We start from the raw sequence: 11783 nt of genomic DNA, 5'->3' as shown, positions 1-11783 counted from the left end.
CCGGGGGCTAAAGTTTCTCAAACAACCGTTACCTTCGAGAGGTCTATTACCCACAAGCCTTTAAGCGCCAAATAAGTAAGCTTATCCATCGTCGCGCCATCGAAGCAGACAGTCTTCATGGCAAGGTAAGATTTGTTAGTCACGGAAAAAGGGAGTGTAAACGATACATTCCTGAATGTGGCGCCTTTGAAGGAAACATCGGTCAGTGCCGACTTGTCGAACCTGACGTCAATAAAGGTCTGCCCTTCGAAATTCAGTCCCCGCAGGTCGGAATGCTTAAAATCCACGCCGTTAAAGGTGCAGTTTTCAAAAACCGCTTCACTCAGGTCGGATACCGTGATCTTCACGTCTTTCATTTTCACATCGGTGAACTTTGCGCGTGTCATCGCCGCTTTATTGAATTCGGTGCGTACAAGAATAGTTTTATTGAAGTCCGCACCCGAAAGGTCGATAGCCGAAAAGCTGCAGTCCGTCAGGTTCGCCCTGTTAAAGTTAGCTTCACCGGCGTCACTGGACTCGAAGGAACTGCCTGTAAGGTCGGCGCCGCTAAAATCAGCCCCATGCAATGCGCTTGCCTTGAATTTCCCTTTATGCAGAGTGACGCCCGCAAAATCGCTCTGCTGCAGGTTGGCGGCGGTGAGTCTTATTCGCGCCTGCCGCTCTTCCGGGCGGGAGGAATCCTCAGCCAATGGTGGTGTTTGTTCCCGGCTGCCGGCACCGGTTGTATCAGAAGCCTTTTCACTGCCGGCCGGCTGCGGGTTCTCTGAAAAATAATTAAGGTCAACGCCCAGAATTTCAGCCAGGCGGTTAAAAGTAATGATATTTGGGATTGACTCTCCGCGCTCCCATTTGCCGACCGCCTGCGGACTAATGAACATTTGTTTGGCGAGCTCGGCCTGTGACATATTTATTTTCTTTCTGGCTTCGGCAATTTTGCTGCCGATCATCTTAGCTTCCATAGCAACAATCCTTTCTTTTGCTTTTTGATTCAATGCTTCAAAGATATACGGATTCGATTTCCAAATCAATTGAGATCCAATAACTTATCGTTGTAATCCCGCTACTTGTCGTTGTAATATGACAACCATCAGTTGTTTCCGCATAAACCGGGTGTTCCGGGGGTAATAAATAGACTGAACAGCCACAGTGAATAGTCAATTTTTAATTGCCTTCAAGCATTTTGAATTCCTCGTCGCTAATTTCCCCCTTTTCTATGCGCGGCGAATCTATTTGGGGAATCTTTTTTCTCTTTTTAATTTTATTAAAGAAGAACCCTCAGAGTCCTGATTTTATCAGGACTCTGTACTGTTTTGTTTCTTTAAATACTTTCTTGTTTAAATACATTCTTGTTTTAATTTCTTTCTTGTTAATACATTCTTGTTTATGTACCCGTTTAGGGCACTCCTTTAGGCTTAAGCCTGTACCCGGATTGAATCCTGAAAAAAGGTAATAAAATAAAAAAAGGTAATTTTCTTTAGAATTTGAGCTGATTTCAACGTTTCTGCCGGTTGTACCCTGTGACCCGCCCGGCGTCCCGCTATGCGTCCCGGTTAAGGGCTCCCGGTGTCCCGCTTTGGACAGGTATAAAAGTCAAATATAAACAAGAAAGAACGCTTACTGGTATTTCTCCCAGTCCACAATACGTATAATATTATTACAGTAATCTGCCCTTACTTCAATAAGTCCTCTTGAAGAAAAATAATTAAGAACTTTATACACATAGTTGCGGCTGCGCTTCCACCTCTTTGCAAGGTAGGAAATGGGCACCATTATTTCTCCTTTATCCAGATGGATCCTGCCTTTGCTTTGTGCAACTATCCTTTCAGTGTACGAAGCCAATGCCAGCAGCTCCACAAACGCCATAACCCTGTCGCGCGGCTCCTCCGTCCATACGGGAAACTGTATAAAATCCCTGGGAAGACACACATAACCCTTCATAAAACCTCCTGCTATTATACTGTTAAATTACATCATTGAATGTTCTATGACACCAGCTTTGACTTTATGCACTTTACTCCTTCAATGCGGTGCATTGCCGGGATGTACTGAACGGGTACAATGCCCGTCCTGCCGTTTCGCGCCTTATTTACTATTATTTCCATATACTCATCGGCCTTAATCTGGTTGCCGAACATATCATAAAAGGTATACTCCTTCCCCTCGAAAGGATCGATGCCGTACTTTTTGGGGCGGTAGAGCATCATAACAAGCTTTGCTTCCTGTTCAATTGAGCTGGATTCTTTGAGATCCGATATCTGGGGCCTGTGGTCCTGCCGTTTTTCAGAATCGCGGTTGAGCTGGCTGATGAGAATAATAGGAATTCCCGTATCCTTAGCGAACACCCTCATTTCGCGCATAAGGGCGCCGATCTCCAGGTCGTAGCGTTCCTTATGGTAGGAAGTATCAATAAGCGTTATGTAATCGACCATAATCACATTCACATTATGTTTCAGGCGCCAGTAATTGATTTTTGCCTTAATAGTTTCCGGGGTTTCAGCCGCGCCGTCGTCAATTAAATAGTCGTCGCCCGAATATTTTTTAGAAGCCTCGGACAGCATTTCCATTTCCCCCTGGTTCAGTTCTCCGTTTTCAATCCGCATTGAATCGATCCGTGCCGCCTCGGAAATATTTCTCATAAAGAGGCTTTCCGATTCCATTTCAAGGCTGAACACGGCCGGCTTCAAGCCCTGCTTCATAAAATTCCTCATAAGCTGAAGCATGAAATCGGTTTTTCCCATGCCTGTTCTGGCCGCAATTACAGTCAGGTGGTTTTTAGGAATTCCAATTACCTGGCGGTCAAGTTCCGGTATTAAGGTACGGATATACTGGCTAGACTTACCTTCCACGGCGTCCTGGATTTCCTTAAGCACGGTTTCGGCCACATTACTATTTTTCCTTTCCCTGACGCAGCCGCCGATATATTCCTTAAAAGTTTCATTTATAAATGATATAATATCCATCGCAAAATCGAGGCCTGTTTCCCTGGTGGAAGCGAAATACTCCCTGATCTCCCGTTCAATTTTAATTTCTGTAAGAAGTTTTATCGCATCCCCGGTATTACGCATAAACTCCGCGTCGCCAATTCTTTCGCGGAGGTGCGCCCTGAGGTTTTCAGGTTTGCCTTCCAGTATCAGCTTCTCGTGAAGAGTTCTTAGTCCCGGTGCGCGGCCTGTGGAATAGAAATAGTTCATCGCTTCCGAATAGATTATTCTGTTTTCCATGCATGAAAATATTTCAGCCGGGGGATTAACCGCCGCGGCGCTAAGGAAGCCCTGCTCGCTTATAAGCATTGAGTGAAGGGCCGAATACTCCAGTTTGAGATTTGAATTATCTTTCATAGCAAAGCCTCCATTCTTCAGGGATTTGTTTTTTAGTTTTTTCTTTCATCTCTATAAAAAGCGCGTGAAAGTGCAGCCTGAGTGTGGAAGGGGAGACGACGTGTTTTTTCCAGAAAGGATGTGATTGCGACAGTTCAATAACACGCCTTAGTTCCACAGGTGGAATTCCGAATTCATTTAATATTCTGCTTATTTCAAGGTCCCACTCTGCCGTATCCTGTATTACGATGTAAGGATCGTTTTTCCTGATTTCAGAAAGAAGGAAAGCGGCAAGTCCCCGCGCCTCAGGATCTGAAGCTGCAGCGGTATTTTGATTTAATTCCTCAGGCGGCTTTATGTTTTCATTCTGCCTGAGCGGGACTTCCTTTTCATCCTGCCCGTTACAATCAGGATTATTCCGGTACTGTTCCCAGTTTTTAATTTTAATGATTGTTGTATAGGGGTTTGTCTTTACCTCAATAAGTCCCATCGAAGCAAACTCTTTAAGTACTTTAAGGACAAAATTCCTGCTGCGTTTCCATCTTTTGGACAGGGCGACAGTGGAGTAAGCGACTTCACCCGGTTCAATTTTAATTTCAGCATTTCCTTTTCTTAAAGTTCTTTCCTTATAGGTAGCCAGAAGGATGATGTCCAGCAGTGCCCTCGGGCGTTCAAAAGGGGAGCGGTAATACATTTCATCCCGGGTCAGTTCCCTTGGGAGTTTGATATAGCCTTTCATAGTGCCTCCGTGTTTAAAGGTTCTACGTGCGGCGTTTCGCCTTCTTTTTTATTACGTCAGAAATTACATATCTGAGTACTTTTTTTTAGAATAGAAAAAGGTCAAATCCGCCTTAGCGGAAAAGCTGGACATTTGTAGAGGAATTAACGCTGGGTTCTCTGCTCCAATATAATTTGGAGATGAGACTGAAGGGAAAAGTGTGAGAATAGGACTTCGCGCCATTGTCATTTATCGGCATAGAGTTCAGGCTTAAATGAGTGGCAAACGAAGCTGCAACTGCAAGATTGCAATAAGATTTTAAAAAAGCAAAGTATTTTGCGGGTCCTGATATCCTCTCAGGAGGCTTTTTAGAAAAGCAGTGATTTAGCGCAACGGAAGTCAATTAAAAATTAAAAATGAAAAATTAAAAAGTGAAGAAATGCAGGGGAGGCGGGGGGAGGGGGAATTATGGAAGATAAATTAATTGCAATCTTAACACACACAAATCACCTAATATCAGAGGTCCGGAGGACCGACTTGTCTGTAGAAAGAGATGGCATCCTCCCCCATCTCCCGGAGCCTCAGCGAGGCGACATATTCCAGAGATTATCAGTCCATCTAAAAATTCAAAGGAAGCCTTAAAGAAACGTAATAGTTATCCTTCACCTTATTCAGGGAAAAATAAACTTCCTTATTATATTCATTAGCACTTTTTGCAGCTTCGAAAATAGACAAGATATGAATAACCGTTCCAGCCAACAAGTAGCCAAAGTCGGACTTAAATTCCCCGTTATCATTACGAATAGAGGAGAAGTACTTATAATAACAAAATCCGGTACCGAAGAAATACAGTAAGCCGCCGAAAGGATCTTCATTATAGAACTGGCCCGTTCCGGGGACAATAAATGACAGCACGCCGGCCAGTGTAGGATCCTTAAGGATTGGCGGTCTCATATAGTTATAATTCTGCAGCTGCATTCTTCTTTGTGTGTTCCCGGCCATGGGTAAATACCTGTCACTTTTAATATCCTTCACTTTAGAAGATGCCGGCGGAACACCGTTCTTAAAATAGTCAGATGGAACCAGGGACCAGATTCCGGTTTGGGAATTCTGTGCTTCCTTTTCATACCGGGCATAATTATGCTGTTTAGCCGGATCCGAACTATCGATGCAGGCGGCGAACCCGTTTTTGAGGAATACCGTTGCCACATCCTCATCATCTCCCATGGCATATTCGCGGTAGAGGCAGACGAGTTTTGTGCTGTCGGGCAATGATTGGTTATACTTAATTCTGAAATATCTATTTACAAAATACATTTCACTAAACTTCTTTATTTCGCCGGCGATTTGGCTCAAAGTTTCATTAGTATCAATCGTGCTTGGGACATAAACGCCAGACAGCCTGACAATTTGGCCATTCCGCAGCTGAAGCAAATTCCCGTCAAGGACATTAGTAACCTGGACAGACTGTGAGAAAAGCAGGTTTGGCAAAACAATGATAAAGAAAAGGACTGCAGCAATAGTGTTCAATGATTTTTGGATAGACATATGTGGCCCATTTAGATTTTACAGATAAGGGTACAACTTTGTCTTCACAACATAATAAAAATGGCGAATTTGTCCAAAGGCAAAACTAAAGCAGGAAATCACCGCAATATATTAATCTCAATCTTAATACACATTAATCCCCTCATATCAGAGGTCCGGAGGACCGACTTGGCTGTAGAAAGAGATTGCATCCCCCCACCACCGGAGCCTCAGCGAGGCGACATGTAAGATGTATATAAACGAGATTATCCCAGCAAAGCACGGGGAGAAAATGCAATTTGAGAATATAAGCGGGAAAACACCAAAGCCCTGAAGGGGTCTTCGAAGAGGAGTTATAACACGGAAGTCCCCTCACAATCAAGGGATGCAGAAGCTATGTAACTTTACTTATTTTAGGTTGGAAATTCCTACTTCTTCTCAAGTTAATATTGTTTAGCTGGCTATATTGTAGACATAGCCAGCTAAATTGATTGCTAATTTGAAGTACTATTTTGACCATATTTGAAAACACCATTCAACTCAACAACTTTTCCGGTCTTACTAAGTTTTTTAAAACGAATAACAAAAAATATTGTCAACAGGCCAAATAGTATAGCAATGATAAAAGACCATAATTGGTACTTGGAAATAGTTGCACCAAGAAAGCTCATACATATTGCCAAACATATCTCGAAATATAATCTCGCCTCATGAGAAACAAATAATTTTGAACGATCCACAAGAATAAGGTCATCGGCTTCAACATAGGCTTTTAAAACATTTTCAATTTCAATTTTGCCATTTGCTTCCATGTTATTGTACCCGCACAATATCATCCAATACTTTTTGTTTCTCTGATTCAGCCATACTGGGATCCAGGGAACGATACAAAATATCTTTTGCTTCTTGAACAGTAATAAGATTCTTTCTTAATAACTTATCTAAAGTATTAAGAATTAACTGAAGAGGATCGAATGGACCAAGTAGAATTCCCATGACAACTAACTCCTATTTTATTTATTTTGTTATTTAGTAATTGTTATTTGCATAAACAAATAACTTTTTCAATTCATCAATTTCAGAATAAATAACCTATAGATAAATTAATATTTTTACTTAAGTACAGTAAATAATATTGTTTTGATAATCCTCAGAGGGGAATAATAAACCAACTTTAAATCAGTTGATTCCTATGTGTTTATAATCACTACAATTATTTTTTGGTCGTTTAAAATCGAAATATTTTTCTTCCTATATTTTTCCTGAAAGAAGTTCTTCTTGACTTTGTTTTATTAATCCTGGATCTGGATTCCATCCAAATCTATCAAATATCTGCTCGATAAGTTTTGCTGCTAATTCTTTTGGATTTGAAATTACTTCATCTTTTGTATACTGCACAGAAAAGTTAAGATCCTTAGCACCCGTAAATCTTGGTTCTACAAAAGGCATTCCCTTATATTCAGTCCAAAGTTCTCTTTTCTCCGTATTACGTAAAGAAACATTTAATAAGACACCCTTACTGTAAAGTCCTGATTGAGTTAAGCGTGATAAAAAAAGATAGGCTTCTGTTATTTCAAAAATAACAGACATAAATATTCCTAAGTATTTCCCTGGTTTTATTTCTTTTACATATCTTATTTTCCAAGGGTCTTCATCAAACCAATCTTCTCTCAGGCCACGATAATATAGGAATTGCCCACTTTGATACATGCGCCAGAATTCCTTATGATTACCGAAATCTTCAAATCCCTCTACGAAATTATTTTTTTTTAGTATTGCACCATTCTCATCATTTCTAAGAGGAACATGCGGATAATCCCACCCCCTTAAATTAACCGCATTTTTTAAAACTATATCTTTGCATTCCTTAAGGAGATCAAACTTGATATCAATTTTGAGTGGTTGAAAATTAATTCTCCAATAACCTCTTGACTTTATCTTTTCCAATAATCCTTCTTTCATAAGCCATTCAACTCCTCATCAAGTTTTATTTTATCTTCAGGAGAGACAGTGAAGCCTAATTCTGTTTTCCTCCTCATCATTTTAACTGTGGCAACCTCAATAATATCTCTCATGTCCGTAGAGTTGGATACAGGAGCACTTTCAACTCTTCTATTGCTGTTTCTATAGTATACTATTCCGGCTTTCAGATCCGCTCTTATTGAATCCTTTCTACAAATAACAGGTATCTCTTTGAATGGAAAAACTTTTATAATAATATATTCTTTACCTACATTATCTCTTACAGAATCAACTGAAAAATCTACATGGGGATCAGCAAACTGGGTCATCTGATCTTTCATTTCATCAATTTTGTATGTCTTTTGATTGTCCACCGAAACACCTTGCCGCTCAAATGTTCCATTTTCAACACCTATTATAATGGAACCTCCATCCTTCAAATTTGACATGGCCAAAATATGTTTTGCATATTGGTTTACATCCCATGGACAGTCCGCTTTGAAATCCAAGGTCTGACTTTCAGTTCTAGCCTCTAATTTTGATTCCAGTTCTTCAGTATTCATTTGAGATTTGTTGTTACTTAATAAAAATGAATGAAAAATCAATATTTGACAATAAACATCTAATTACCTGCCTGCCTTTTAGTTGCATCTGAAATTAAAACATTTCTTAAGCAGACGCAACTTTTTCTTTCAATATCGCGTTAACTAGAGTTGACTCATAAATAATGTAACCCTGGGGTATTGAAAAATGATTCGTTGCCTCAAAAAGAAATGTAACCGAAAGATTTGCCTGAATTTTATGTTTTCAGGCTGATTTTACGGGTACATAAGGCACTGACTCATAGTATAAAGTACCTCTGTAAAATAAAGGGTGCAATATGAGTCAGAAAGCAAAGGAAGAATATTTAAGGGAAATAAAGCCAAGATACAAGAGGGCCGGTAAGCTGGAAAAGCAGAAGATCTTAGACGAGTTCTGTACTACGTGCGGCTACAACAGAAAGTATGCAATCAGGCTTCTTAATGGGAAAGAGACTGCAGTAAGGAGTAAGAAGAAAAAGAATAAGCCCATAGGAAGGCCTAAAAGATACAATGACCCCGTAATAATTCACTTTCAAGGACTAAAAAATATTGCAGGCAAAGTACAGGGAGTATAACCCTTTCGAGCTTCAGAATATAATCCACAGCAAAATACTTGAGATACTGAATCTTATCCGTAGATAATGTTTACTTGAAATATAAGTGGCTAAAGGTTAGCTTTAGCCACAAAGAAAAACAGTTTATTGTTGACCACCAAAGTTACTTTTTATTATGAGTCAATACGCTATGAGCTTTTTTCAAAAAGGATATTTATATTTAGTCTTAAAATTAAAGCCATAAAAATATTATCCACTGGTCTTCAGAAAGGTGTTTTATGTGTCTTTACAAATATACTTCTGCTGATGTGGCAATTCAGGTGCTATCTGAATCTCAAATTCGATTCACTCAACCTCATGCTTTCAATGATCCCTTTGATAGTTTTCCTTGTGTCGAAGATTTATTGCCGAAAGAGCAAATTCTAAGTATTATGAATGAGACTGAAATTGGGAATTTAGTTGCTAAACAATTTTACCCTACTGTCTTAAAAACCTATTACTCAACACCTCCTGAGCAAAGGGGGGGAATGTCATTTGAACAGTTTGAATCTTTCGCAATAAAATTGCTTAATGTTAATTGGCAAGGATTTCTGGACATTATTCATCACGAAAGTACTATCAATCAATTGAAACAATCAACCCAAGATTTAGCAATGCCGCTATTATGGGAGCAAGTCGGAATTCTTAGCTTATCCAAGAAAAATAATGACCTCTTAATGTGGTCTTATTATGCTGATTCTCACAAAGGTGTCGTATTTGGTTTTAATGCCGACCATCATTTTTTATCGCACAAAGATGCCACGAGGTTGTATTGGTCGGGAGAAGTTGAGTACGTGGAGAGCCGCCCTTCTTTAGAAATTATTCCCGATCAAAGCGATCCTTCAAGAGTATTGAAGGAGTTGTTCTATTTCAAATATGAATTGTGGAAACATGAACAAGAATATAGAGTCGTCCGCCTGCTAAGAGAATCCAAATCTGTAACCAAGAATGGGAGCCCTTACCCCATTTACCTTTTTGATTTTCCCCCCGATATGATAACATCAATTACATTTGGTTGCAGAATTAATGCCGCCAATAAGAACAGAATATTTGAATTAATTAAGACTCGTAAAGAATATGAACATATTACCTTGCATGAAGCCTTACCTGACCGAAGGTCTTACAAATTATCGGTTAATAAACTTTAATTTCATTCCATAATTAATTAGAGGTGATGTTTTAATGAGAAATGAAATAGTAGAATTCTTCAAAAAGCTATCTGAAAGGCATTGGATAGAAAATGACTTATCAGATATGATGTGGTCACTATTAAAAGTAAGTGAGGATTTTCGCAAGATCTTTTTTGATCTTTTACGTTCTAAAGGGAATCCCAAAGACCTATCTTATCTTACTTCTGAAAATTATCTCGACGTTGAGAGAGAGTTTAATGCTAAGGAAATTAGCGGAAGACCTGATCTGAGGTTTGAGTTTTTAAACGACCATGTATTCATATTAGAAGTAAAGGTAGGTGACAAAAATTATCACAGCAATTATAGTGATTTGGGAAATGCAGATATTGGCCTTCTTACAATTAGCAATGTTAAAGATTTGCTTGATCCCGGATGGGTTAACTTTACATGGAAAGAATTACATGACCATATTATAAAGTCAGATAACGACTTAATTGTAGGTTTTGCAGAATTTTTAAAAGGAGTATTCTACATGGAAGACATTCAGAAAATAGAAAAATTTGAAATTAAATATCTGATATACCTGAATCGGATGATAAAAGCTGCATTGTTGGAGATTGGAAATGAAGGTACCTTTAAGGTTAAGCTAACCTCCGGTGTCAGAACCTTTTTTGTAGACGGATCTGGCTACTATTTTACTTATAGCTTAGATGATAAATATTTTCAGCCCTGGATTGGCATTAATTATAATGTCGAAACAGAATCAGGGAATCCTTTTGGCTTAATGTTGTGGCTGAATGGACACCACAGCATGCATCTTAAAGCTGCCAGGAGTCTTTCAGCGGATTCTATTCTTAAAAATAAATTATTCCCGGAATCAGAATTTCATTGTAAAGCCGATAAAAATGAATTGGTTATAATGCCTAAAAACTGGCAGGAAAGCTTCCTTTGCCTAGGCGGCAAAGACCAACAGCTAAAGTTCATTAAGGATTTTATACTGCAGTGCCTTCATAATTTAGAATATTTATATGATGCCACAAAAATAATCTATTAAGTATTGGGCTTAAGAACTTGGAATGATCTGTAATTTATTTATTTTATGTTCTACCAACAATTCAATAGTGTAAAGCGATGAAAAAGTTAATTCCTTTGTTTCTCCTGCTGCTTTCAGCTTATGGATGCGGCAGCAGTTCATATGTTAATTCAAGCTATAAGAGCAGCTCACCAGCAGGTAATCTCACGATTGCCATTCTCCCTATTCAGCATGAACTGAATTTTGATCCTGATTCTGCTTATTATTTTGCTTTTAAGAGAAATAATAAGACCTTGAACACTTTTGAAATAAGACCCGGCCTCAATGCAAATCAGGATAATATCAGTTTGTGGAAAACTGTCCTGGATGCTAATTACACCGATGATGAACTGGAATCAAAAATAACTCTGGATAAAAAGATCGGCAAAGACAGCTTTGAAAAGCTGAAATCCTTTTTCCCGGGCGCCGATATTCTGCTGGTTCCAGGCACGCTTTCAATTGAGCAGACACCTGCACCTACAATTTTAGTAGTGGGGAAAGTGGTAAATACATGCTACGACCTAAAAAGCGGTGACATCATCTTTTATTATAACGATAATGTAAATCTTGAGCTAAATGGGACTCTTAGAAGCGGTGGACTAGTGACTGCATTAGGGATGACTGTTCCATTACATAAAGATTTTTCTGAACAGGGAAGATACTGCTCCAAACTGCTGGCTGCAAACTGCAAAATTAAATTTGATGAAGTGCTGAAATGATTTTTAGTTTGATTGCCTATAAGTAAGCCCGATTCCTCCGACAAAGAGTCGCGGTTGCCGCGGCTCGGGGGATTGGTTCTGACCCGTACTCAGATCTCTTCTTTCATTCATGTCAGGGGCCATAAGTATTCCCCAGGTAAAATGGCATTAGGGTCATAAGTATT

At 39.3% G+C, this 11783-nt stretch carries 13 protein-coding genes; 4 read left to right on the top strand and 9 right to left on the bottom strand.

Translation table 11 applies throughout. The features are described from left to right. Positions 1-17 precede the first annotated feature (17 nt). The 9 genes from HF312_17530 to HF312_17490 all read right to left on the bottom strand — a co-directional run bounded on the left by HF312_17530 (position 18) and on the right by HF312_17490 (position 8087). Positions 18-959 (bottom strand): helix-turn-helix domain-containing protein, encoded by a 942-nt coding sequence (locus tag HF312_17530; GenBank protein MCU7522020.1) that lies wholly within the window; start codon positions 957-959, stop codon positions 18-20. A gap of 655 nt (positions 960-1614) precedes the next feature. Continuing rightward, entirely contained in the window at positions 1615-1938 is a 324-nt protein-coding gene (locus tag HF312_17525; GenBank protein ID MCU7522019.1) for a hypothetical protein, read from the bottom strand. Between the two features lie 44 nt (positions 1939-1982). Further along, a complete protein-coding gene (locus HF312_17520) occupies positions 1983-3338 on the bottom strand; it encodes a hypothetical protein (GenBank protein MCU7522018.1) in 1356 nt (451 codons plus the stop codon). Further along, on the bottom strand, positions 3328-4056 hold the full coding sequence (locus HF312_17515; GenBank protein MCU7522017.1) for a hypothetical protein: 729 nt from the start codon (positions 4054-4056) through the stop codon (positions 3328-3330). The genes HF312_17520 and HF312_17515 overlap by 11 nt, the downstream gene beginning before the upstream one ends. 597 nt (positions 4057-4653) lie before the next feature. After that, the gene (locus HF312_17510; protein ID MCU7522016.1) at positions 4654-5583 is read right to left on the bottom strand and encodes a hypothetical protein; all 930 of its coding nucleotides are present in this window, start codon (positions 5581-5583) and stop codon (positions 4654-4656) included. Positions 5584-6056: 473 nt separating this feature from the next. Next, on the bottom strand, positions 6057-6374 hold the full coding sequence (locus tag HF312_17505; protein ID MCU7522015.1) for a hypothetical protein: 318 nt from the start codon (positions 6372-6374) through the stop codon (positions 6057-6059). A 1-nt stretch (position 6375) separates the two neighbouring features. Continuing rightward, positions 6376-6558 (bottom strand): hypothetical protein, encoded by a 183-nt coding sequence (locus tag HF312_17500; GenBank protein MCU7522014.1) that lies wholly within the window; start codon positions 6556-6558, stop codon positions 6376-6378. Positions 6559-6813: 255 nt separating this feature from the next. Then, positions 6814-7524: a hypothetical protein gene (locus HF312_17495; protein MCU7522013.1), complete on the bottom strand. Its 711-nt coding sequence runs from the start codon at positions 7522-7524 to the stop codon at positions 6814-6816. After that, on the bottom strand, positions 7521-8087 hold the full coding sequence (locus HF312_17490) for an ATP-binding protein (protein ID MCU7522012.1): 567 nt from the start codon (positions 8085-8087) through the stop codon (positions 7521-7523). Before HF312_17490 ends, HF312_17495 begins: the two co-directional genes overlap by 4 nt. A 317-nt stretch (positions 8088-8404) precedes the next feature. Between HF312_17490 and HF312_17485 the strand changes: the two genes are divergently transcribed. The 4 genes from HF312_17485 to HF312_17470 all read left to right on the top strand — a co-directional run bounded on the left by HF312_17485 (position 8405) and on the right by HF312_17470 (position 11619). Further along, the gene (locus tag HF312_17485; GenBank protein MCU7522011.1) at positions 8405-8680 is read left to right on the top strand and encodes a hypothetical protein; all 276 of its coding nucleotides are present in this window, start codon (positions 8405-8407) and stop codon (positions 8678-8680) included. A gap of 257 nt (positions 8681-8937) precedes the next feature. Then, positions 8938-9846 (top strand): DUF2971 domain-containing protein, encoded by a 909-nt coding sequence (locus HF312_17480; GenBank protein MCU7522010.1) that lies wholly within the window; start codon positions 8938-8940, stop codon positions 9844-9846. 34 nt (positions 9847-9880) lie between these two features. Next, positions 9881-10882 (top strand): hypothetical protein, encoded by a 1002-nt coding sequence (locus HF312_17475; protein ID MCU7522009.1) that lies wholly within the window; start codon positions 9881-9883, stop codon positions 10880-10882. Positions 10883-10959: 77 nt separating this feature from the next. Further along, positions 10960-11619, top strand: a complete 660-nt coding sequence (locus HF312_17470) for a hypothetical protein (protein ID MCU7522008.1) — start codon at positions 10960-10962, stop codon at positions 11617-11619. The last annotated feature ends 164 nt before the right edge of the window (positions 11620-11783 follow it).

Source organism: Ignavibacteria bacterium (assembly GCA_025612375.1).
Taxonomy (GTDB): Bacteria; Bacteroidota; Ignavibacteria; order Ignavibacteriales; family SURF-24; genus JAAXKN01.
The sequence above is the reverse complement of the archived record's forward strand: the minus strand, read 5'-3'. Positions and strand labels throughout refer to the sequence as shown.

Excerpts from the sequence above, each read along its gene's own strand:
- HF312_17525 (MCU7522019.1), bottom strand. The coding sequence starts at position 1,938 with ATGAAGGGTTATGTGTGTCTTCCCAGGGATTTTATACAGTTTCCCGTA.
- HF312_17480 (MCU7522010.1), top strand. The coding sequence starts at position 8,938 with ATGTGTCTTTACAAATATACTTCTGCTGATGTGGCAATTCAGGTGCTA.
- HF312_17520 (MCU7522018.1), bottom strand. The coding sequence starts at position 3,338 with ATGAAAGATAATTCAAATCTCAAACTGGAGTATTCGGCCCTTCACTCA.
- HF312_17490 (MCU7522012.1), bottom strand. The coding sequence starts at position 8,087 with ATGAATACTGAAGAACTGGAATCAAAATTAGAGGCTAGAACTGAAAGT.
- HF312_17510 (MCU7522016.1), bottom strand. The coding sequence starts at position 5,583 with ATGTCTATCCAAAAATCATTGAACACTATTGCTGCAGTCCTTTTCTTT.
- HF312_17470 (MCU7522008.1), top strand. The coding sequence starts at position 10,960 with ATGAAAAAGTTAATTCCTTTGTTTCTCCTGCTGCTTTCAGCTTATGGA.
- HF312_17530 (MCU7522020.1), bottom strand. The coding sequence starts at position 959 with ATGGAAGCTAAGATGATCGGCAGCAAAATTGCCGAAGCCAGAAAGAAA.
- HF312_17485 (MCU7522011.1), top strand. The coding sequence starts at position 8,405 with ATGAGTCAGAAAGCAAAGGAAGAATATTTAAGGGAAATAAAGCCAAGA.
- HF312_17500 (MCU7522014.1), bottom strand. The coding sequence starts at position 6,558 with ATGGGAATTCTACTTGGTCCATTCGATCCTCTTCAGTTAATTCTTAAT.
- HF312_17495 (MCU7522013.1), bottom strand. The coding sequence starts at position 7,524 with ATGAAAGAAGGATTATTGGAAAAGATAAAGTCAAGAGGTTATTGGAGA.
- HF312_17505 (MCU7522015.1), bottom strand. The coding sequence starts at position 6,374 with ATGGAAGCAAATGGCAAAATTGAAATTGAAAATGTTTTAAAAGCCTAT.
- HF312_17515 (MCU7522017.1), bottom strand. The coding sequence starts at position 4,056 with ATGAAAGGCTATATCAAACTCCCAAGGGAACTGACCCGGGATGAAATG.
- HF312_17475 (MCU7522009.1), top strand. The coding sequence starts at position 9,881 with ATGAGAAATGAAATAGTAGAATTCTTCAAAAAGCTATCTGAAAGGCAT.